Origin of the sequence: Flavobacterium mesophilum, assembly GCF_039581405.1 — a bacterium.
Lineage (GTDB): Bacteria > Bacteroidota > Bacteroidia > Flavobacteriales > Flavobacteriaceae > Flavobacterium.
The window spans coordinates 1-23460 of sequence record NZ_JBCPXZ010000007.1; the positions used below are offsets into that span (position 1 = coordinate 1).

General features: G+C 32.6%; 20 protein-coding genes. 14 read left to right on the forward strand and 6 right to left on the reverse strand.

Annotated features, from left to right (window positions below):
- Positions 1–173: 173 nt before the first annotated feature.
- Both AAYQ19_RS19080 and AAYQ19_RS19085 read left to right on the forward strand, forming a co-directional pair.
- The gene (locus tag AAYQ19_RS19080) at positions 174–626 is read left to right on the forward strand and encodes a DUF1569 domain-containing protein (RefSeq protein ID WP_343538498.1); all 453 of its coding nucleotides are present in this window, start codon (positions 174–176) and stop codon (positions 624–626) included.
- Positions 627–638: 12 nt separating this feature from the next.
- Positions 639–1073: a nuclear transport factor 2 family protein gene (locus tag AAYQ19_RS19085; RefSeq protein WP_343538499.1), complete on the forward strand. Its 435-nt coding sequence runs from the start codon at positions 639–641 to the stop codon at positions 1071–1073.
- 8 nt (positions 1074–1081) lie between these two features.
- Here the strand turns inward: AAYQ19_RS19085 and AAYQ19_RS19090 are convergent, their stop codons facing one another.
- Both AAYQ19_RS19090 and AAYQ19_RS19095 read right to left on the reverse strand, forming a co-directional pair.
- The gene (locus AAYQ19_RS19090) at positions 1082–1726 is read right to left on the reverse strand and encodes an endonuclease III domain-containing protein (protein WP_343538500.1); all 645 of its coding nucleotides are present in this window, start codon (positions 1724–1726) and stop codon (positions 1082–1084) included.
- Positions 1727–1775: 49 nt separating this feature from the next.
- Positions 1776–2642, reverse strand: coding sequence for an alpha/beta fold hydrolase (locus AAYQ19_RS19095; RefSeq protein ID WP_343538501.1), 867 nt, complete (start codon positions 2640–2642; stop codon positions 1776–1778).
- A 140-nt stretch (positions 2643–2782) separates the two neighbouring features.
- Here AAYQ19_RS19095 and AAYQ19_RS19100 point away from each other — a divergent pair, with 140 nt between their 5' ends.
- The 6 genes from AAYQ19_RS19100 (at position 2783) to AAYQ19_RS19125 (ending at position 12406) form a co-directional block, all read left to right on the forward strand.
- The gene (locus tag AAYQ19_RS19100) at positions 2783–4210 is read left to right on the forward strand and encodes a glycogen synthase (RefSeq protein ID WP_343538502.1); all 1428 of its coding nucleotides are present in this window, start codon (positions 2783–2785) and stop codon (positions 4208–4210) included.
- Positions 4200–5480 carry a glucose-1-phosphate adenylyltransferase gene (locus AAYQ19_RS19105; protein ID WP_343538504.1) on the forward strand — a complete coding sequence of 427 codons (1281 nt, stop codon included), beginning with the start codon at positions 4200–4202 and terminating at the stop codon, positions 5478–5480. The genes AAYQ19_RS19100 and AAYQ19_RS19105 overlap by 11 nt, the downstream gene beginning before the upstream one ends.
- A gap of 67 nt (positions 5481–5547) precedes the next feature.
- Positions 5548–7452 carry a 1,4-alpha-glucan branching protein GlgB gene (gene glgB / locus AAYQ19_RS19110; RefSeq protein WP_343538505.1) on the forward strand — a complete coding sequence of 635 codons (1905 nt, stop codon included), beginning with the start codon at positions 5548–5550 and terminating at the stop codon, positions 7450–7452.
- A gap of 201 nt (positions 7453–7653) precedes the next feature.
- Positions 7654–10053 carry a glycoside hydrolase family 31 protein gene (locus tag AAYQ19_RS19115; protein ID WP_343538507.1) on the forward strand — a complete coding sequence of 800 codons (2400 nt, stop codon included), beginning with the start codon at positions 7654–7656 and terminating at the stop codon, positions 10051–10053.
- Between the two features lie 87 nt (positions 10054–10140).
- Positions 10141–10953: a M48 family metallopeptidase gene (locus AAYQ19_RS19120; RefSeq protein WP_343538509.1), complete on the forward strand. Its 813-nt coding sequence runs from the start codon at positions 10141–10143 to the stop codon at positions 10951–10953.
- 148 nt (positions 10954–11101) lie between these two features.
- The gene (locus AAYQ19_RS19125) at positions 11102–12406 is read left to right on the forward strand and encodes an MFS transporter (RefSeq protein ID WP_343538511.1); all 1305 of its coding nucleotides are present in this window, start codon (positions 11102–11104) and stop codon (positions 12404–12406) included.
- A gap of 120 nt (positions 12407–12526) precedes the next feature.
- Here the strand turns inward: AAYQ19_RS19125 and AAYQ19_RS19130 are convergent, their stop codons facing one another.
- The 4 genes from AAYQ19_RS19130 to AAYQ19_RS19145 are packed head-to-tail and all read right to left on the reverse strand — an operon-like array spanning position 12527 to position 15410.
- Positions 12527–13252 (reverse strand): head GIN domain-containing protein, encoded by a 726-nt coding sequence (locus tag AAYQ19_RS19130; protein ID WP_343538513.1) that lies wholly within the window; start codon positions 13250–13252, stop codon positions 12527–12529.
- Between the two features lie 19 nt (positions 13253–13271).
- Entirely contained in the window at positions 13272–14333 is a 1062-nt protein-coding gene (locus tag AAYQ19_RS19135) for a hypothetical protein (RefSeq protein ID WP_343538515.1), read from the reverse strand.
- Positions 14317–14859 carry an anti-sigma factor gene (locus AAYQ19_RS19140; RefSeq protein WP_343538517.1) on the reverse strand — a complete coding sequence of 181 codons (543 nt, stop codon included), beginning with the start codon at positions 14857–14859 and terminating at the stop codon, positions 14317–14319. The genes AAYQ19_RS19135 and AAYQ19_RS19140 overlap by 17 nt, the downstream gene beginning before the upstream one ends.
- Positions 14856–15410 carry an RNA polymerase sigma factor gene (locus AAYQ19_RS19145; RefSeq protein WP_343538519.1) on the reverse strand — a complete coding sequence of 185 codons (555 nt, stop codon included), beginning with the start codon at positions 15408–15410 and terminating at the stop codon, positions 14856–14858. Before AAYQ19_RS19145 ends, AAYQ19_RS19140 begins: the two co-directional genes overlap by 4 nt.
- A gap of 152 nt (positions 15411–15562) precedes the next feature.
- Here AAYQ19_RS19145 and AAYQ19_RS19150 point away from each other — a divergent pair, with 152 nt between their 5' ends.
- The 6 genes from AAYQ19_RS19150 to AAYQ19_RS19175 all read left to right on the forward strand — a co-directional run bounded on the left by AAYQ19_RS19150 (position 15563) and on the right by AAYQ19_RS19175 (position 23438).
- The gene (locus AAYQ19_RS19150) at positions 15563–16561 is read left to right on the forward strand and encodes a DUF6252 domain-containing protein (protein ID WP_343538521.1); all 999 of its coding nucleotides are present in this window, start codon (positions 15563–15565) and stop codon (positions 16559–16561) included.
- Between the two features lie 242 nt (positions 16562–16803).
- Positions 16804–19257, forward strand: a complete 2454-nt coding sequence (gene lon / locus AAYQ19_RS19155; RefSeq protein WP_343538523.1) for an endopeptidase La — start codon at positions 16804–16806, stop codon at positions 19255–19257.
- A gap of 209 nt (positions 19258–19466) precedes the next feature.
- Positions 19467–20486 carry a type IX secretion system protein PorQ gene (gene porQ / locus AAYQ19_RS19160; RefSeq protein WP_343538525.1) on the forward strand — a complete coding sequence of 340 codons (1020 nt, stop codon included), beginning with the start codon at positions 19467–19469 and terminating at the stop codon, positions 20484–20486.
- A gap of 3 nt (positions 20487–20489) precedes the next feature.
- Complete coding sequence (locus AAYQ19_RS19165; protein WP_343538527.1) at positions 20490–21095, forward strand: murein L,D-transpeptidase catalytic domain-containing protein; 606 nt, start codon at positions 20490–20492, stop codon at positions 21093–21095.
- Positions 21096–21299: 204 nt separating this feature from the next.
- The gene (cmk, locus tag AAYQ19_RS19170) at positions 21300–21992 is read left to right on the forward strand and encodes a (d)CMP kinase (protein WP_343538529.1); all 693 of its coding nucleotides are present in this window, start codon (positions 21300–21302) and stop codon (positions 21990–21992) included.
- A gap of 69 nt (positions 21993–22061) precedes the next feature.
- A complete protein-coding gene (locus AAYQ19_RS19175) occupies positions 22062–23438 on the forward strand; it encodes a nucleoside permease (RefSeq protein WP_343538531.1) in 1377 nt (458 codons plus the stop codon).
- Positions 23439–23460 lie beyond the last annotated feature (22 nt).

A 23460-nucleotide genomic window follows, 5' to 3' on the forward strand; every position in this document is an offset into this window, starting at 1 on the left:
TGTGGGAGAGTATGTCGTCGCCTTTCTTTTGGAAACCCTGTCCATATCGGACGGGGTTTTCTGTTTTATGCCCGTTTTTTTTTTTTTTTTAAGTTTTAAATCTAAAATCTAAATAACTTATTCTTGAGTGAAATATTTCCATATTTTTGTTTTACAATTTTATATAAATAATTATGAAAAACATTTTCTCAAAAAATGATTCTGACGAATTCATAAATCGTATTAATCAATTAAAAAATGATTCTCAACCGCTTTGGGGTAAAATGTCAGTAGATCAAATGTTGGCTCACTGCAGTGTTACCTATGAAATGGTATATGATAATATTCATAAGGAACCTAATGCTTTTATGAAATTCTTTTTAAAGTCATTTGTGAAGAAAAATGTTGTTAATGAAGTGCCTTATCCTAGAAATATTAGAACTGCGCCTCAATTTATAATTATAGGTAATCGTGATTTTGATGCTGAAAAACAAAGGCTTATCTCATATATTAATAAAACTCAGGAACTAGGAGAGCAAGAGTTTGAAGGAAAAGAGTCTCATTCTTTCGGGACATTGAGTTCTTTAGAATGGAATAATATGTTTGCAAAACATTTGGACCATCATCTTGCACAATTTGGTGTTTAAAATCAGATAATTATGAGATTCATTATATTATTAGCGTTTTTCTTGCTTGGAGTATCAGCAAATGCGCAAAAGCAAGAAGTGCAAAAAACAATTGAAATATTTTTTGAAGGTTTTCATCAAAAAGATTCTATGAAAATAAAATCAGTTTGTTCGGATAAAATTATTTTGCAATCTATTAGTGAAAGTTCGATAAAAGGAAATAAATTATCTGATGAAAAAGCAAATGCCTTTTATAAATCGATTGCTTCCATTCCGGTTAATATGAAATTTCAAGAAAAGATTTTAAGTTATAATATTCAAATTGACGGTGCAATGGCGCATGTTTGGGCTCCATACGAATTTTATTTGAATGAAAAGTTAAGTCATTCGGGAGTTAATACATTTACTTTGTTTAAAGAAAAAGATTCTTGGAAAATAATTTACTTAATAGATACTAGAAGAAAGTAGTGCTTTTATTACGCTACTTCTGTGGCATAATATAAGCAAATATCTGCTAAAAGACATTCTTCACACTTAGGTTTTGGTCGACATGTCTCTCTTCCTAGAAAAGAAATTGCCATGCCAATTTCTGACCAGATATTTTTTGGTAAAACCTGCATTAGATCTTTTTCGACTTTATTCCCGTCTTTGCTTTCTTTTATTATTCCAATTCTTGGAGCCACACGAATTACATGTAAATCAGCAATAATTCCTTCTGCTGGTTTTCCGGTTTCCCTTAAAATAACATTGGCAGATTTTCTTCCGACTCCTTTTAATGCTGTTAATCCTTGCATTGTTAACGTAATATCGTCATCATTTTTAATCGTTTTCGCGATTTCTAATATCCAGTTGGCTTTTGTTCCAAAATTGCGAACTTTACTTATATATGGAATTAATGTTTCTAAATCTGTTTTAGCTAAACTCTTAAGTGTTGGAAATTTTTCAAATAACAAGGGGGCTATTTTATTGATATTAGCATCAGAATCCTGTGCCGATAAAATGACCATAACCAATAATTGATATGTGTTTTGGTATTCTAAAGGATGTCTTTTTCCTTTATATTTCTCTAAAATTGGTTCTAATTTTGCTTCCCAATCTGACGTTTCTCCAAATAAATTCATATCAAATTTGTTTTAAGTTAATCATGATAAAAATATAACTATCACAAAATTAGTTAGTTTTGATGAAATCTAAAGTCTTTTTGATCACATTTTGATTTCCAAGGATTTTACGATGCCCTAAACCATCGGTCAAAAATAAAGTTCCATTTTCGAGATTTTGATGAATATGAATTCCTGCCTTAACTGGAACTTCTGGATCGTCATTATCATGAATTACTAAAACCGGGATTTTTACTTTTTGGGCGGCTCTATACGCTGAAAAATTATCCATTTTTACTTGATATTTATCTTCAAAACGATCTCGAAGACGTTCGCTAATTTCTTGTTTTAAGCCTAATTTAGAAATAAATTCATCTAAAATATCCTGAACAATATCGCCACTTCCGATTATAATTGCTTTATCTACTTTAAGTCCGTCTTTAAGCGAATTTAAAACAGACATCCCCCCAAGGGAATGACCAATCGCAAATTCAAAAGGCCCAAATTGCTTTTCAATTTCTAATATTGAGGCAATAAATTCGGACATGATGGTTGATTTTCCTTTGGATTTTCCGTGCGCAGGAGCATCAAAACTTACTGTCGAATAGCCATTTTTTAAAAGTTCATCTGCAATTTTAAATAATTGAGTTCCCCTTCCTGACCAGCCATGAACAAGTAAAATTTTTCGATTACTGCTTCCATAATGATAGGTAACAATGTTTTTATCGATTTCTGGAACATGAATTATTTTTTGAACACTTTTAGAATCCATTTCCAGTTCTCGTTTTGGAACTTTATGTTTTATAGGTGTCGTAAAAAGTTTTGCTGCGTATGATGTAACTAATTTGGTTGAAATAAAAGCGCAAATTTTACAGGATATAATAATAAACTGTGGAATTTTTAATGATTTAGTAGGATTAGTTTCCTTTTTTGACATATTAATAATTTTTTTTTGACCGCTGGATTCTCCTTATTTTTTTCCTAAATTTAAAGAACATAAAAATAGCATATTATTGATTAGTTGAAGAAAAAAAATAAATTAGTGATTGCTATTTATTACTGTTATAAATTTTTAGGATGGAAATATTTCATTTAAGTGCAGAATGTTACCCGATGGCAAAAGTTGGCGGATTAGCCGATGTTGTTGGTGCATTGCCTAAATATCAGGCAAATGCAGGTCACCAAGTAAGAGTTATCGTTCCTTGTTATGACACAAAATTCAGAAGAGAAAATGATTTTGAATGTGTTCATTGGGGAAATGTAAAACTCGGAAATTTCAATTTTCCTTTTAGTGTTTTAAAAGAGACTTCTGATAAGCTTGGATATGAATTGTATCTTATAGAAATTAAGGAATTGTTTGATAGACCAAATGTTTATGGCTATGAAGATGATATTGAACGCTTTATCTCTTTCCAAATTGCAAGTTTAGATTGGATTGTTGCGCGCAATAAAGTTCCAGATATTATAAATTGTCATGATCATCATACGGGAGTAGTCCCTTTTATGATTAAGTATGCTTACAAATATGAAAGTTTACAAAGTGTAAAAACGGCAATTACAATTCATAATGGTTTGTATCAGGGATGGTTTGGTTTTGATAAATTGCATTATTTACCGGAATTTAATCTAATTCATGTTGGATTTTTAGAATGGAATCATTCGATTAATTCATTGGCGGTAGGTGTGAAATGTGCACAGGCTGTTACTACGGTTTCTCCAAGTTATCTTAATGAAATAAATCGTTATGCAAATGGATTGGAATCCTTATTTAATTCAGTTAGAACTAAATCTAAAGGGATTTTAAACGGAATTGATATTGAAGTTTGGGATCCATCGAAAGATAAAATGATTGAACATCATTATTCAATTGATACTTTTGAAATTGGAAAGCAAAAAAACAAAGAAAAGCTTTGTGAGCAATTTGATTTAGATCCTTCAAAACCGTTATTTAGTTTTATTGGGCGTTTGTTTGAAGAAAAAGGAGGTGATTTGCTTCCACAAGCTTCTGCATTAGCATTATCTGAAAATTTTGAAAACATTAATATACTGATTTTAGGATCAGGAAATTCAGAGATAGAAGCGCAATTAACACAATTACGCAACGATTATAAGGGCAATTACAATGTTTTTATTGGATATAATGAAGATTTGGCGCATTTAATTTACGCTGGTTCTGATTATATTTTAATGCCTTCTAGAGTAGAACCGTGTGGTTTGAACCAGATGTATGCCATGCGATATGGAACAGTTCCAATTGTAAGAAGAACGGGTGGTTTACGAGATACTGTGATTGATTTTGGTGATGAAGGAAATGGTGTTTGTCACGACCAAGCTTCAGTTGGCGATATTTGTTATTCTATAAATCGTGCTGTAAAGTTGTACGATGATAAAATAAATTTCAACAAAGTTTTAAAAAGAGGAATGTCTGCAGATCATTCCTGGGAAAGAGTTTGCCAAGAATATATCGAAATATACAACTTAATAATTCAGCAAAATGAAATTTAAAAAGAAAAATGTAGTTGCCATTATTTTAGGAGGAGGACAAGGATCACGCTTGTTCCCATTGACAGAAACAAGATCTAAACCAGCTGTTCCTATTGGAGGAAAATATCGTTTGGTAGATATTCCAATTTCAAATTGTATTAATTCGGATATTTTTAAAATATTTGTTTTGACACAATTCAATTCAGCATCATTAAACGCTCATATTAAAAACACCTTTAATTTTAGCATTTTCAGCCAATCTTTTGTTGATATTTTGGCTGCAGAACAAACTCCCGATAATCCAACTTGGTTTCAAGGAACCGCAGATGCTGTAAGACAATGTATGTCTCATTTTTTGAAACACGATTTTGATCATGCTTTGATTCTTTCTGGAGATCAGCTTTATCAAATGGATTTTAATGAAATGTTAGAAGCCCATATTGCGGCTGACGCTGAAATATCTATTGCAACTTTGCCTGTAAATGCTAAAGATGCGCCTGAATTTGGAATTTTAAAGACTAACCACGAAAGTGTTATCCAAGCTTTTATAGAGAAACCTCACGCTTCATTATTGCCAGAATGGGAATCTGAAGTAAGTGAACAAATGCAGGAAAAAGGCAAAAAATATTTAGCTTCAATGGGAATTTATATTTTCAATAAATCTTTATTGGAAGAGTTGATGGCAAATCCAGACACGAAAGATTTTGGAAAAGAAATTATTCCGCAAGCTGTTGGGAAACATAAAATCTTGAGTTATCAATATGAAGGATATTGGACAGATATTGGAAATATTGAATCTTTTTTTGAAGCAAATATTGGTTTGACTGCTGATATTCCAGAGTTTAATTTATTTGATAACGATAATAAGATTTTTACAAGACCAAGATTGCTTCCGCCATCGAAATTTAGAAATTCAATTATCAATCAATCATTGATTTCAGAAGGTTGTATTATCAATGCAAAAGAAATTAAAAGCTCGGTAATTGGTATTCGCTCTAGAATTGGTGTTGGAACTGTTCTTGAAAACTGCTATGTGATGGGGAATGATTTCTATCAAGATTTAGATGAACTGAATCACGAAGCAAGTGTCAATAAAATTCATGTTGGAATTGGAGAAAATTGCTTCATAAAAAATGCTTTAGTAGATAAAAATGTGCGTATCGGAAACAACGTTCATATTAGTGGAGGAAAGCATTTAGATAATTTTACCAATGAATTATATAGTATAAAAGATGGTATTGTTGTCATTAAAAAAGGAGCGATTCTTTCAGATAATTTTAGAATCGAATAAACTTAAAATGAAATTCTAACAGAAAAATTCCAAATCCCAAATTTCAATTATTGCTTAAAAACAAAATATGACAAAAGTAATTACGCATTCTCTTTTTACCGATTTTGATATCGATTTATTCAAAGCTGGAAAACATTTCAAATTATATGAAAAGTTGGGAGCACATTTAATTGAATTGAATGGAGTAAAAGGCGTTTATTTTGCTGTTTGGGCACCTACTGCAAAGTCGGTTTCTGTTGTGGGTGATTTTAATTATTGGGTGCAAGGCGAGCATGAATTACAAGTTCGATGGGATTCTTCGGGAATTTGGGAAGGATTTATTCCTGATTTATCAAAAGGAGCACTTTATAAGTATAAAATCGAATCTAATATTGACGGGATTGTAACTGAAAAAGCAGATCCTTTTGCTTTGTATTGTGAAAAACCGCCACATACTGCTTCTGTTGTTTGGGATTTGGATTACAATTGGAAAGACAATAGTTGGATGGAATCCCGTCATGAAAAAAATGCTCTCGATAAACCCTATTCAGTTTATGAAGTGCATTTGGGGTCTTGGAAACGTGCAGAACATAATCGCTTTTTGACATATCTGGAATTGGCAGATGATTTGGTAAAATACGTTAAAGAAACTGGTTTTACACATGTTGAATTTATGCCAATTATGGAATATCCATATGATCCTTCATGGGGATATCAACTGACAGGATATTTTGCGCCAACTTCTCGTTTTGGAAAACCGCAAGATTTTATGGTTTTGGTTGATAAGCTACATCAGGCTGGAATTGGTGTGATTTTAGATTGGGTTCCGTCGCATTTTCCTGATGATGCTCATGGCTTAGGTTTTTTTGATGGTTCTCATTTGTATGAGCATCCAGACAGAAGAAAGGGGTATCATCCAGACTGGAAGAGCTTGGTTTTTAATTATGGGCGAAATGAAGTTCGTGCTTTTTTGATTAGCAACGCTGTTTTTTGGCTTCAGAATTACCATGCTGATGGATTAAGAGTTGATGCTGTTGCTTCAATGCTTTATCTTGATTATTCAAGAAATGATGGCGAATGGGAACCAAATATTTATGGTGGAAGAGAGAATTTAGAAACCATTAGTTTTCTTAAAGAATTTAATGAGGTAATTTATTCTAATTTTAATGGAGTTCAGACAATTGCAGAAGAAAGCACTTCTTTTCCAATGGTGTCAAGACCAACCTTTACTGGTGGTTTGGGGTTTGGAATGAAATGGATGATGGGCTGGATGCACGACACGCTAAAATACTTTCAAAAAGAAACGGTTTATCGAAAATATCATCAAAATGATTTGACTTTTTCAATGACGTATGCTTTTACAGAAAACTTCATGCTTCCGTTTTCACATGATGAAGTAGTTTATGGGAAAAAATCGCTGATTTATAAAATGCCTGGAGATGAATGGCAACGTTTTGCTAATTTGAGATTGCTTTACGGATATATGTTTACACATCCCGGAACAAAATTGTTGTTTATGGGATCTGAATTTGGACAAACTGATGAATGGAATTTTGAAAAAAGCTTAGATTGGCATTTGCTTCAATATGATTATCATTCCGGAATCAAAAAAGTAATTACAGATTTGAACGCATTGTATAAATCTCATCCAGCATTATATGAAAAACAATTTACTGGAGAAGGTTTCGAATGGATTAATTATTCAGATCATCAAAACGCGGTTGTTTCTTACATCCGAAAAGGAAATATTCCGAATGAAAATTTAGTTGTGGTTTGTAATTTTACGCAAGTAGTCAGAGAAAACTATAGAATTGGCATTTCTGAAAAAGGAAAATTAAAAGAAATTTTCAATAGTGATGCTGTAGTTTATGGTGGAAGTGGTGTTGGAAACTCAAAATCAATAAAAATTGATATTTCTCCTTATGATGGCAGAGATTATTCGGTCGAATTAATTTTGCCTCCTTTAAGTGTTACTGTTTATTCTTTTGAGTAGAAAATTCGAACCAATTTTCAGTAATGCTGTTTTATCAATTTTGTGTTTTTAAATTATCGAATTATTGATTTTTTGTAAACTAATTTATAACTCATTCAGAAAAAACGTTTTCGTGAATAAACCTTTTATTCATAGTGCTTTACCAAGTTTTTTTGTATGTTTGAAGTAAAGATAGAGTTCTTAAATTAAGACATTAGCGTTATGATTACAAATACTTCATTAGAACATAAGGGCAATTTATTTCCGTCAAAAATAGTTTCATATGAACACGAGGGAGATTCTATTTCTTTTTACACGGATAATAATGTAATTTTAAAAGTCACAATTCTTAGAGACAGTTTAATTCGTTTTCGTTTTACCACAAAAGGTTATTTTAGTAATGATTTCTCCTATGCAATCGATAAAACGCAATTGCACGGGTATAATTTTTTGCAGGTTGATGAAGACGAGAATTATTTTGAAATTAGAACCAGTAAAGTGGTTTGCAAGATCAAGAAAGCTGATGTTCGCTTGTCTATTTATGACTTAAATGATTGTTTGATTCTTCAGGATGAACTTGGGTTTCACTGGGAAGAAAGCTACGAATATGGCGGAAACATTGTAAAAATGAGTAAATCGTCAAAAGACGGAGAATGTTTTTACGGTCTTGGAGACAAAGCCACTCAAATGAATTTAAAAGGCAAAAGAGTAGAAAATTTTGCTACAGATCAATATGCTTATCATAAAGATCAAGAGCCACTATACAAGGTTGTTCCGTTTTATATCGGATTGCATAACCAAAAATCTTATGGTGTTTTCTTTGATAATACTTTTAGAACTTTTTTTGATTTCTGTCAGGAAAGAAGAAATGTGACCAGTTTTTGGGCAGAAGGAGGTGAGATGAATTATTACTTCATTTATGGCCCGCAAATGCAGGATGTGGTTACAACTTATACCGATTTAACCGGAAAACCTGAATTACCGCCACTTTGGGTTTTAGGATATCATCAATGTAAATGGAGTTATTATCCGGAAAGCAAAGTAAAAGAAATCACTTCAAAATTCAGAGAACTCAAAATTCCGTGTGACGCCATTTATTTGGATATTGATTACATGGACGGTTTTCGATGCTTTACATGGAACAAGGAATATTTTCCTGATCCGAAAAAGATGGTTGCTGAATTGGCCGAAGACGGTTTTAAAACCATTGTGATCATCGATCCCGGAATTAAAATTGATAAAAACTATTGGGTTTATAAAGAAGCTTTAGAAAAAGATTATTTCTGCAAAAGAGCCGATGGTCCTTACATGAAAGGGAAAGTTTGGCCAGGAGAATGTAATTTTCCTGATTATACAAATCCCGTAGTTAGAGAATGGTGGGCAGGATTATTTAAAGAATTAATTTCAGAGATTGGAGTAAAAGGTGTTTGGAATGATATGAATGAACCGGCTGTTATGGAGGTTCCAAATAAAACTTTTCCGATGGATGTGCGCCACGTTTACGACGGAAATCCGTGCAGTCACAGAAAGGCGCATAATATTTATGGAACCCAAATGGCGAGAGCTACTTATCACGGTGTAAAACGTTTTGCGTATCCAAAACGCCCTTTTGTCATTACAAGATCGGCTTATTCGGGAGCTCAGCGTTATACATCATCATGGACGGGAGATAACGTTGCGACTTGGGAACATTTATGGATTGCAAATATTCAAGTGCAAAGAATGTCAATTTCTGGAATGGGTTTCACAGGTTCTGACATTGGAGGTTTCGCTGAACAGCCAACAGGCGAATTATATGCACGTTGGATTCAGTTAGGCGTTTTCCATCCGTTTTGCAGAACGCATTCTTCTGGAGATCATGGAAACCAAGAACCTTGGGCTTTTGATGAAGAAGTAATCAATATCACCAGAAAATTTGTGAGCTTGCGCTATCAACTTCTGCCGTATTTATATACCATGTTTTGGCAATATATTGAAGAAGGTATTCCAATGTTGAAACCTTTGGTTTATTACGATCAAGATGACACGCAAACGCATTATCGCAATGATGAATTCATCTTCGGAAATCAAATTTTGGTTTGTCCAATTCTTGAACCTAACGCTGTAGGTAGACGTATGTATATTCCTAGAGGCGAATGGTATAACTTCTGGACTAATGAACTTTTTATTGGAGGAAGAGAAATTTGGATTGATACTAAGTTTGATGAAATCCCGGTTTTTGTAAAAGCCGGTGCTATTATTCCAAAGTACCCTGTTCAGCAGTACGTTGGCGAATTAGAGTTTGATGAATTGACATTGGATGTCTATTATAAAAAAGGCAAAGAGCAATCAGCAGTTTATGAAGATGCTCAAGATGGGTATGATTATAAAAAAGGACGCTATAGTCATTTGTCGTTGCGAACTATAGGAAAAGAAAAAGAATTGATTATTCAACTTCATAAGGAAGGAAAATATGATACGCCTTATTCCAAGTATAAAATCAATTTAATTGGTCTTCCATTTAAGGTTACGGAGATTGAAGTTGATAATGAAAAAATCGAATTTGATAAAATTGGTTTCGAACAAAATAATTTCTTGATCGTTGATAAAGAGTTTAATGAACTTCATATCGTTGGCGAATAAGTAAATTCTGTTAATCTTTTTCAAAATTCTATAATAATTTAGCTTAAATTTAGATGTATTTTTGTTTGTGTTTAAATTTTTAAAATCATGAAAAAACATCTAATTCTAGGAATTTTTACAGCTGTTTTGGTTTACAGTTGTGCAACAAATCCAATTACAGGGAAGCAGAATTTGAATTTTGTTTCTAACAGTGAATTATTTCCATCTTCATTTCAACAATATAATCAGTTTTTAACTGAGAATAAAGTTATTACCGGAACGGCAGATGCAAAACTTGTAGAAACAGTAGGGTATAAAATAAAATTGGCTGCTGAAAAATATCTCAATTATTTAGGACAGACACAATATCTAAAAGATTATCGCTGGGAATACAAACTTGTTGATAATAAAGAAGTAAATGCATGGTGTTTGCCTGGTGGAAAAATTGTAGTTTACTCAGGTATTTTGCCAATAACCCAAAATGAATCGGGTTTGGCAACCGTAATGGGGCACGAAGTTTCTCATGCCTTGGCTAATCACGGTGCGCAAAGAATGTCTGCAGCACAATTGCAGCAAATAGGTGGCGCTGCTTTAGGAGCCGCGACAAGTGGACAATCTGAAGCAACACAACAAATTTTTGCTCAAGCATACGGAATTGGTTCTGAAGTAGGAGTAATGTTGCCTTTCAGCAGAAGCAATGAAAGTGAGGCTGATAAAATCGGTTTGACTTTAATGGCAATCGCAGGTTATAATCCTGAAGATGCAGTTACATTTTGGAGCAGAATGGCAGCAAAATCTGGAGCATCTGGAACTCCAGAATTTATGAGTACACACCCATCTGATGCGTCAAGAATCGCAAATATAAAAGCATTAGTTCCTGAAGCTAAAGCAATAGCAATGAAAGTGGGAACTATAAAATAAAACTTTGTCACAAAAAATAAATTTAAAGCTATTCGTTTTTCGAATAGCTTTTTTTATTTTATTATTTATTAATATATGAATCGTATAAATTGTATTCGATTGTGATAAAAAATAGATAAATTCGTAGCGCATTAACAAAACCATTTCTATGAAAAACCTACCAAAAGGAGATAAAAAATTATTAAATGCTTGGGCATTTTATGATTGGGCAAATTCCGTTTACACATTGACAATAGCATCGGCAGTATTTCCAATATTTTACGAAGCATTATTTACAGATCGAGGTCATTATATTGATGTTTTCGGTATGCATCTTAAAAATTCTGCTTTAATTAGTTTTACTACTGCAGCGGCGTTTTTGGTGGTTTCTTTTATTTCGCCATTATTGTCTGGAATTGCTGATTATGTGGGGAATAAAAAAGCATTCATGAAATTTTTCTGCTATTTAGGAGCTTTGTCATGTATGGGGTTATATTGGTTTGATCTTGGAAATATTTATATCGGATTGGCATTTTATTTCTTAGGATTAATTGGATATTGGGGAAGTTTGGTTTTTTACAATTCTTATTTACCAGATATTGCTTTTGAGGAGCAGCAAGATAAAATTAGTGCCAAAGGCTATTCTTTAGGATACATTGGTAGTGTGATTTTATTGCTGATTAATCTTGGCATGATTATGTTTCCAAAGACTTTTAATATTACAGCAATGGAAGCAATGCGTTACTCTTTTGTAATGGTAGGTGTTTGGTGGATTCTTTTTAGCCAATATACTTATTATTATTTGCCAAAAGGAAGTAAAGAAAATGGTCAAAAACTAACAAAAGATGTTGTTTTTAATGGTTTTAAAGAATTGAAAAAAGTGTGGAGCTTGTTGAAAGAGAATGTTCCATTAAGACGTTATCTAGGTGGATTTTTCGTTTCAAGCATGGCCGTACAAACTGTAATGTTAGTAGCAACTTATTTTGGTGCGCAGGAAATTCAGTGGGCATCAAAAGAAGAAGGGACAATTGGCTTAATTATCTGTATTTTAATTATTCAATTAGTAGCAGTAATTGGTGCCGTAGCGACATCAAGAGCTTCTGCAAAGTTTGGAAATATTCCGACTTTAGTTGTAATTAATGGAATCTGGGCCGTATTTTGTGCATTAGCCTATTTTATTACGCTACCAATGCAATTTTATGTTATGGCAACGATTGCAGGATTTGTAATGGGTGGAGTTCAGGCACTTTCACGATCTACTTATTCAAAATTATTGCCTGAAACAGAAGATACAGCTTCTTTTTTTAGTTTTTATGACGTTGCTGAGAAAATCGGAATTGTAATAGGGATGTGTATTTATGGACTAATTGACCAGCAAACAGGAAGTCCGCGCAAAGCAATTGTCGTTTTAGCAATTTTCTTTCTAACATCAATCTTCCTTTTAAGAAGAGTTCATAAAAAAGAGGCACTTTAAGCGCCTCTTTTTATTTAATAAAGTATTAAGAAAATAAAACTCAATAATAAAAGACGTATGATTGTTCGATTTTTGATTGAATGATTTTATTAAAATCTTTTATTATTGAGTTCTTTTAATTTATGCTTTTGAAATACTTCCTGATCCAGAAACCTTTGTGTCTTTTTTTCCTGGATTTCCACTATATGTAATGTCACCTGAACCAGAAACTCTTGCTGTCAAGCTTTCATTGCAATTTAGTTTAACATCGCCAGAACCTGAAACCATTACTTCAGCATTTTTAGATTTCAGATTAGCAGCTTCAATATCGCCAGATCCAGAAAGTTTAATAGTCAAATTGTCTGAACTACCTTTTAATTTGATGTCACCTGAACCACTCAAACTGAAGTCAAAAGAATTTGCGACAACATTTAAATCAATATCTCCAGAACCTGATAATTTAGCTGAGAATTTATCATTTTTAATTGCATCTTTAGCTACAATATCTCCTGATCCAGAAAGATTTAATTCTGAAATTTTTTCAAATGGAACTGTGATCTCAACTTTTTTTCCTGTGCTAGGGCGTATATTTGTTCCTTTCTTTACATGAATTTTCAATGCGTTGTCTTCAACTTCAACAACAATTGCTGACAAAATATTTTGTTCACCTTTAATGATGATTTTACCTTCTTTTCCAGCTACTAAATCAACATCAAAAAAACCTGATATTTTGATTGCGTCATATTCTGAAGTTGTTCTTGTTTCAGTTACAACATTTCCGTTTCCGTTAATTTTTTCTGTTTGTGCACTTGCTGTAAAGCCAATTAAAAGCGCACTGTAAACTACTGATTGAATAATTTTTCTCATGGTTTTCGATTGTTTAAAATTATTGTTTTTTGATTAATGATACGTTTCCGTAATTTGAATTAATTATTACTTTATTCTGACCTTTCTTTTTATGGTAACCGCTTATGCTTTTTGAATTGTTTTTGACTTCGCTTACATTAATCTCAAGATCGTCTCCATTTTTGATGCCTCCATATTTGGTATTAATGTCAAAATCAAAAGCATAATTGTAATTGTAGCCTAATGAAATATCAGTATATCCAGAGTTAATGTTTACATTGTTTGCCTTTTCGGTAAGTGAGCCAATTGTTACTTTACTGTAATTTGTATTGATGCTTAGATTGCTTGATACTTCGGCAACAGACACGGTTAGATAGTTTCCAGAACCTGAAAAAGAATTTACTTTTTGAAATTTCAGATTTCCGTAATCAGCTTCGTATTTAATGTTTTGAGCATCAGCAACTATTAGATCTGTATATTTTGCATCAAAATTGATATTTCCAGAATCATTGATTTTCAAACCAGAATAGCGAGCTTCTACAGTTCCATTTTTCATATAATCGATTGATGAATTTTGACAATATTCGATATTTAGTCTGTTTGTGGCATTGTTCAATTTTCCAAGAGTAACTTTTCCATATTTACAGCTAATGTCAGTTGCGCCTTCAATAGACATTGTTGTAATATTTCCGTATTTGTTCATCAACTTTACGGTTCCGTTTTTCGGAATTTTAATTACATAATTGATCTCAAAACTATTGCTGCTTCCTCTTCCTTTGTTAGTTGAATTTCCAATTTGTGTAACTGCAGTAACCATTGATTTCAAGGCAGTAATGTCAACATCAATCGTGTTGAGTTTTTCGTTTACCCAATTTTCATTTCCGCCAGTAACTTTAATCGTGATGTCAAGATCTACCTTGTCTTCGTCCCAAGTCGATACAGAAATGTTCCCATATTTATTATCGATATCAATTCCTGCGTTAGAATTTACGATATAGGTTTTTTTGATGTTTTTTTGTTTTGAAATATTCGTGTCATCATTTGAAAATCCCAAAAACGGAATCAAGATGAATAGGATTAGAATTTTATAATGTCTTTTCATTGCTAGTGTTTTTTAAATTTTCGTTTTCTTCAATTCGTTTTAAAACCGTCTGCAAAAAGGAAATTCTAGTTTGCAGATTGCTAATCATGGCATAAATAATTTGTTTGTTTTCGCCGTTTTTTTGCAATTCATTAATGATTTTTTGATAGTCAGCATCAAAAACTTTCATTTGTTTTAATGCATCATTTATGATCTGCTCATTTTCGGGTGAACTTTTTTCTTTAAGTTTAACCAGCTCGTTATCAATCAGAATGTTGAAAATAGAATCTGTGCGTTGTGTCTCTTTAGATGCAAATTTGAATTCCTTTGGTTTGTCATTTTTATAAAAAACAGTTATTCCCAGCATTAAAACTATAGTTGCTGCAATTGCTGTAGCGAACCAATAATTTCTCTTTTTAGGCTGTTTTTGGTTTAATTTGTTCAAGAAGTTTTCCTGATGATTCGGATTTAATTCTTGAACATCCCATTGGTCTTCAAACTTGTTGAATAATTGATCTAAATTGTCGTTGTTATTTTCCATTTTCATATCTCCTCTAATTTTTTTCGCAAACTTTCTTTTGCTCTGCTTAATGTAGTTCGGCAGTTTTGATAACTAATATTCAAAATTTCGCTTATTTCTTCTTGATCGTAACCTTCTATGTAAAATAGTGTCAAAACCATTCGGTAGCTGTCTTTCAGGCTTAAAATAGTGTCTAAAACTTGTTTTACTTTTAAAGTGTTAAAATCAATGGTTTCAGAATATAAGTCATCGTTATCTTCGATTTTATAAAGCGTCTTGCTCAGATCATCAATCTGAAAAGCATTATTCTTTTTGTAAAAATCAATACTATAATTGATCACAATTTTCTTCAGCCACGCGCCAAAAGCAACTTCCTGTTTGTAGTCGTTTATTTTTGTAAATGCCTTCAAAAAACCTTCTTGCATGACGTCTTGTGCAAAATGTTCGTCTTTTACTATACGATAGGCTACGTTGTACATAGCTTTACTGTATCGGTTGTAAATTTCAAATTGGGCTTTCTGATTGTTCTCTTTACAAAGCGCGATTAATTCTTCGATATTTTGGTTGGTTATACTCAAGTAATGATTGCTAGTTTTTTATAATGACTTGACTTTTTTTTATTTGTTACAGTTTGTATAAAATTAATTTTATTTTTTTTTAAATAATTCGATTGTGTAAGATTTTTATTTCGTTGTATAAAATCTATATTTGTGCATAAAATATATACCACATGAAAAAAAATACTATTTTATTTCTTTTGTTTTTCACAATATGCAACTTTTTGGCTTCTTGTACTTCTTTTGATGATGGACGTGATATCCAAAGTTCTCAGAATAATGGAAACGGAAATGGAAATGGAAATGGAACTGTCGGAGAAAAGGCGGTTTTTAAGGCTAAAATAGGTACAGAAGAATTTGTTGCAAATATTGCAACTGCGGTTGTGACAGATAACTATGTAATGGTATCAGGTATTAGATCTTCAAAAGGAGATTTGATCCAAATCATTTTGCCGAGCAATAAAGTAGGAACTTATACATGGGCAAACAGCAAAGAAAATGCTGAAAAATTTGTTTTGGCTTACGCCGAAAAAGTAGATGACGATGGATTTGTTAGTATTTCTAATGAAGATGCGGCATTTTTGGAAGTAAAAAATTATACGGATACCGCGATTATCAAAATCACTGCGGTTGATAAAACAAAAAAGACAATTTCAGGCACTTTTCAATTTACAGGTTTTAGAGAGACAAATAATGGGGCAACTCAGACAAAAGTGATTACAAATGGTACTTTCACAAATGTGCCTTATACGACAGATATTCCTGCAGATGATTCAGAGCAAATTTTGAAGGCAAAAGTAAATGGCGTTGAATTTATTCATGACAAAGTTGATGTAACTGGAGTAACTGCAAGCGGCACTTACCCGTATTACAGTATAGTAGGGAAAAAGAATGATGGTAGTATAAGTGTGGGTATAAGTATTGACAAATCATATGCAGCTGGAACTTATCAGGCTTCAAGTACTTCACCGAATAGTATTGAACATGTTATTGCCGGTACTTTCAAGTTAAATGACCTTATATACATATCTAAATCGGGTTCAATCACAATTGTCTCAAAAACAGCGACAAAAATTGTAGGGACTTTTGATTTTGTTGTTCAAAATTTTAGCATAAATGATGAAAAAACAATTACAGGATCTTTCGAAATAGATATAGAAGGTCTGAATTAATAATTTATCGAATCATTTAAAATCCGCCTTGTGCGGATTTTTTTTGGTAATACAATTTGATTTTATTAGTTTGGCTAATTAAATAGATTTTGTATGTTTCATTCTTGGCATAGTGATTGTCTATTTTAAAGGTGTATCTTGTAAATTAAGTTTTCATTGCCTTTTATTAGAAAATAATGAATTTCGGGCTTTATTTACAAGTTGTATTAATCATTTAATGACAAAACGACTTATATATTATTATGTCAAATCATAAAATACTTACTATTGACAATCTGTCACTTCAGGAATTTGATTCCGAAGCAGAATTAATTCCATTATTAACTCCCGAAGACGAAGAAGAAATGAATAACGAGGAACTTCCGGTTTCTCTGCCAATTCTGCCTTTGCGTAATACTGTTTTATTTCCAGGTGTAGTTATTCCGATTTCTGCAGGAAGAGATAAATCAATCAAATTAATTAATGATGCCAATGCTGGCGGAAAAATCATTGGAGTAGTTTCTCAAATCAATGAAGAGGACGAAGATCCATCTAAAGATGATATTCATAAAATAGGAACTGTAGCTCGAATTCTTCGCGTTTTAAAAATGCCTGACGGAAATGTTACGGTTATTTTACAAGGAAAAAAACGTTTTGAAATTGACGAAGTAGTTTCTGAAGAGCCTTATATGAATGCAACGATTAAAGAAGTTGCAGAAGAAAGACCAGATGACAATGATACTGAGTTTACAGCAATTTTAGATTCTGTAAAAGAATTAGCGATTCAGATTATCAAAGAAAGCCCAAATATTCCATCTGAAGCGACATTTGCAATTAAAAACATTGAGAGCCAATCGTTTCTGATCAATTTTGTTTCGTCAAACATGAATTTATCGGTAAAAGAAAAACAAGGTCTTTTATCAATAAATGGTTTAAAAGAGCGCGCTTTGGAAACTTTGCGTTATATGAATGTTGAACTTCAAAAATTAGAATTGAAGAATGATATTCAGTCTAAAGTTCGTTTTGATTTAGATCAGCAACAAAGAGAATATTTCCTTCATCAGCAAATGAAAACCATTCAAGAAGAATTGGGAGGCGTTTCGCAAGAAGAGGAAATGGATGAAATGGGGCAGAAGGCGAAAACTAAAAAATGGGATGAAAAAACGCAGAAACATTTCGAGAAAGAATTGTCTAAAATGCGTCGTATGAATCCTCAGTCGCCAGATTTCGGAATCCAAAGAAACTATTTAGAATTGTTTTTAGAATTGCCTTGGGGCGAGTATTCTAAAGATAAATTCGATTTAAAACATGCTCAGAAAATATTAGATAAAGATCATTTTGGTCTTGATGAAGTTAAGAAAAGAATGATTGAACATTTAGCAGTTTTGAAATTGCGAAATGACATGAAATCACCAATTATCTGTTTAACAGGGCCTCCGGGAGTTGGTAAAACTTCAATTGGACGTTCGGTTGCAGAAGCTTTAGGTCGTGAATATGTACGTATTTCATTAGGTGGTTTGCGTGACGAAGCAGAAATTCGCGGACATAGAAAAACCTATATTGGAGCAATGCCAGGACGAATCATTCAAAGTTTGAAAAAGGCAGGAACTTCAAATCCGGTATTTATTTTAGATGAGATTGATAAATTATCTAACGGAAATTCTGGAGATCCATCTTCTGCATTATTAGAAGTTTTAGATCCGGAGCAAAACAATGCTTTTTATGATAATTTCCTTGAAATGGGATATGATTTATCAAAAGTGATGTTTATTGCAACGTCAAATAATATGGCAGCAATTCAGCCGGCATTGCGCGACAGAATGGAAGTGATCAAAATGTCTGGTTATACTATTGAAGAAAAAGTTGAAATTGCAAAAAGACATCTTTTTCCAAAACAATTAGAAGCACACGGTTTAACTTCTAAAGATTTGACTATTGGCAAAAAACAATTAGAAAAAATTGTTGAAGGTTATACGCGTGAATCTGGTGTTCGTAACTTAGAAACAAAAATTGCTCAAGTTATTCGTAATGCAGCGAAAGCTGTTGCAATGGAAGAAGAATACAATAAAAAAGTTACTGACGAAGATATTGTAGCAGTTTTGGGTGTACCAAGATTAGAGCGTGATAAATATGAAAATAATGATGTTGCCGGAGTTGTTACAGGATTAGCTTGGACAAGTGTTGGTGGTGATATCTTATTTATAGAATCATTAATTTCTGAGGGTAAAGGCGCATTGACAATTACAGGAAATCTTGGAAATGTTATGAAGGAATCGGCTACAATTGCTTTAGAATACATTAAAGCAAATGCTAAGAAATTAGGCTTAAAAACAGAGATTTTCCAAAAATATAATATCCACCTTCACGTTCCAGAAGGAGCAACTCCGAAAGACGGCCCAAGTGCTGGTATAGCGATGTTGACATCTTTGGTTTCGTTGTTGACTCAAAAGAAAGTAAAGAAAAGTCTTGCTATGACTGGAGAGATTACACTTCGTGGAAAAGTATTGCCGGTAGGTGGAATTAAAGAAAAAATCTTAGCAGCAAAAAGAGCTGGTATTAAAGAAATCATTTTATGTCACGAGAATAAAAGTGATATTGATGAAATCAAAGCAGAATACTTAGAAGGGCTTACTTTTCATTACGTAAAAGAAATGAGCGAAGTTTTGGCTATTGCTTTGACAGATCAAAATGTTAAAAATGCAAAAGATTTGAAATAATTCTTTTAGAAGTAAATTTCAAAATATAAAATTCCAAATTCCAATTTTCCGATTGGGATTTGGAATTTTTTTATGCTCAGTTTTGATGAATTTTGATATTAAATTTTGGCATAGTTGTTGATTTTAAGGTAATTATAAAAATTATTTTTTCAATTATATAATTTTATCTTTGTATTTACGTTATTCCCACATAGGAACGTTCCAAAAGCATGCTAAAACAGATTGTTTTATTTTTTATGTTGCTAATTTGTTCGGCTTCAATCGGGCAAGTTGGAGGGCGCTACACCTATCAATTTCTAAACCTGACATCATCGCCCAGGCAGGCAGCGTTAGGAGGAAAAGTTATTACGATTTATGATGAAGATGTTAACCAAGTGATGTTTAATCCCGCGGTTTTGAATGAAGATATGGATAATCATTTAGCAATAAATTACGGGAGTTATTACGGTGAAGCTTCTTACGGAACAGCTTCGTACGCCTATACTTACGACAGACACGTTCAAACTTTTTATGCTGGAGTAAGTTATGTAAACTACGGAATCTTTGAAGGTTATGATGAAAATGGCCAAGCAACTTCAGATTTTACAGGGAGTGAAGGCGCATTATCATTAGGATATGCTTACAATGTTCCTTATACAGACTTACATATTGGAGTTAATGCAAAGCTAATAACTTCAACTTTAGAAAGTTATAATTCTATTGGTGGTGCAATTGATGTGGGAATTTTGTATGAAATTGAAAAAAATAATGTAAATTTGGCCCTAGTATTTCGTAATATAGGGACACAGTTTACTACATATTCAGGAATACATGAAAATTTGCCCTTTGAAATCATAGCTGGTGTTTCACAAGAATTAGAACATGTACCGCTTCGCTGGTATCTTTCTTTAGAGAATTTGCAGCAATGGAACATTTCTTTTTCGAATCCCGTTCGTGGTGAAACAAATATTGATGGGTCGACAAGTGACGAAAAAGTTTCGTTTGTAAATAATGCTTTGCGACATGTTGCTTTTGGTGCAGAACTATTCCCCAAAAGAGCATTTAATTTGCGTTTAGGATATAATTTTAGGAGAGGAGAAGAATTGCGAATTAACGATCAGCGTAATTTTTCTGGGGTTTCATTAGGATTTGGTTTAAGAATGAATAAATTAAAATTCAACTATTCTTATTCAAGATATACATTGGCAGCTAATACAAGTCTTTTTGGTCTAACTTTAAATTTTCAATAGTTAATGAAAATATTTACTTTATTTTTATTTATGACTGTAGGTGTTTATTCGGGAGCTAAACACTACATCAAAGAAGAAGAATCTACTATAACCAATGTTGAGATCGAAAGGATCAATACCCGAATAGCAGATATCAAAAACATGATTAATAACGATCACAAATACAATTCTAAAATTGCATTTTTGATTGATATGAAAGTTCCTTCTGGAAAAAACCGTTTTTTTGTTTACGATTTAGAAAAAAATGAAGTTATCGACCAAGGTTTGGTAGCACACGGTTCTGGATCTGAAACAGGAATAAGAGGTATTCTTAAATTTAGCAATATGCCAAATTCAAATTGTACCGCTTTAGGAAGATATTCTGTTGGAAAAACGTACAAAGGCATTTTTGGAAAAGCATATAGACTTGCTGGTCTAGAAGAAACTAATGACAATGCTTTAAAAAGAGCAATTGTTTTACATTCTTATTCAGCTGTGCCATATGATGAGCAAGATCACTATATCAGCAACAGCCACGGATGTCCAATGGTAAATGAGGAGTTTTTCAAAAGAATTCAAAAAATAATTGATAGTTCTAAGTCGAACATCATCATGGATATTTACTACTAAAGAATAGCCGAAAAGTATTTTTTAGTTTAAAAATTATTAAAGCTTTTTATTGTCAGAGGCATTATTGCATTTTGATAATTTAAAGCTTTTTTTATTTAAAAGCAATAGCTGTAAAAGTTATAAATCTTCCAAATAAAAATAAAGATGGTTACATTTGCAAGCTTGAAATTATTATAGATAAAGTAAAAATTTAAAAATAAAAAATTGAAAAAGATTACCATTGCAATCGACGGATTTTCATCAACTGGAAAAAGTACTTTGGCAAAACAATTGGCAAAAGAGCTTGAATACGTATATGTGGATACTGGAGCTATGTATCGTGCAGTAGCTTATTTTGCTATGCAACAAAATTTAATTGGAGCAGATTTTTTTGAGAAAGAAGCGTTAATCGCTTCGTTGCCTAAAATCCAGCTAGAATTTAAATTTAATTCTGATTTGGGTTTTGCAGAAATGTATTTGAATGGTGAAAATGTCGAAAAACAAATTAGAACTATTGAGGTTTCTAATTTTGTTAGTACAGTGGCGGCAGTTTCTGAAGTTCGTGCAAAATTAGTAGAGCAACAACAAGAAATGGGAAAAAATAAAGGAATCGTAATGGATGGTAGGGATATTGGAACTGTTGTTTTTCCTGATGCCGAACTTAAAATTTTCATGACGGCAAGTGCTGAAACTCGAGCACAAAGACGTTTTGATGAATTGCAGCAAAAAGGTGATAATGTCACTTATGAAGAAGTCTTGAAAAATGTCGTTGATCGTGACCATATGGATACGCACCGTGAAGATTCTCCTTTGGTAATCGCTGATGATGCTATTGAGATTGATAATTCTTACTTAAATAAAGAAGAGCAGTTTGCAGCTGTTTTAGAATTGATAAATGATGTTGTAAAAACAGCTTAAATTTTTGCAGATATTATTTTAAAAAATTAGTTTTACCGCTTTATTTTATCTAAAAGACAATTTTATCATATGGGGATTAAAAATAGATTGATTTTAATGAGCTTTCTTCAATTTTTTGTTTGGGGAGCCTGGCTTATAACAATTGGAAATTATTGGTTTGGCACAAAAGCCTGGGAAGGAACTCAGTTCGGACTCGTTTTTGGAACCATGGGAATCGCTTCTCTTTTTATGCCTACGCTTACAGGTATTATTGCAGACAGATGGATTAATGCCGAAAAACTATACGGCGCTCTTCATATACTTTATGCTGCAGTTTTGTTTGGAATTGCACAAGTTACTACACCAGATACATTTATTATAGTAATGCTTTTGGCAATGTGCTGTTATATGCCGACAATTGCTTTGAGTAATTCAATTTCTTATACTTCGCTGAAATTAAATAATAAAAACATTGTAAAAGATTTTCCGCCAATTCGTGTTTGGGGAACAATTGGTTTTATTGTTGCGATGTGGATTACTAATTTAAGTGGAAGCAAAGCGACTGAATATCAGTTTTACATTGCTGGAATTGGAGCTTTAATTCTTGGAGTGTACGCTTTTACTTTGCCAAAATGTGAACCACAACGTTTGATTAAAGAAAATGCAACTTGGACAGAAACCCTTGGTTTGGAGTCTTTCAAATTGTTTGCGAACTACAAAATGGCTTTGTTTTTTGTTTTCTCTATGTTTTTAGGAGGAGCGTTGCAATTGACAAATGCTTATGGAGACGTTTTCTTAGATGAATTCAAACACTTTCCAAAATATGCAGATTCGTTTGTGATTAAATATTCAACTATTATTATGTCGATTTCTCAGGTTTCTGAGACATTGTTTATTTTGGCTATTCCATTTTTCTTAAGACGTTTCGGAATCAAGCAAGTTATGTTGATTAGTATGCTGGCTTGGGTTCTTCGTTTTGGATTATTTGCTTTCGGAGATCCTGTAGGTGGTTTGTGGATGATTATTTTGTCTTGTATCGTGTACGGAATGGCATTTGATTTTTTCAATATTTCAGGTTCGTTATTCGTGGAGAGCAATACCGATTCTAAAATTCGTTCTTCTGCACAAGGTCTTTTCATGATGATGACCAATGGAGTAGGAGCAGTTTTGGGAAGTTTGACTTCTGGTTGGGCAATTGATCGTTTTTTTACGAAATCATTTGCTAATACAACGGAATTAGCTGGGTTTTTACAAACAGATGCTACAAATGAAAAAATGGTTGAATTTGTAAAAGGCCAAGGAAATTCAATTTCTGCAGACGGAATTTTTACAAATCCGGTTTTGATGAAAGACTGGCATACGATTTGGCTGTCTTTTGCTGCTTATGCTTTAGTAATCGCAATTGCTTTTGCTGTTTTATTTAAGCATAAACATGATCCAAAAGAAATTGAGAAGTTGAGTCATTAATAAAATTATTATATAATTAAGC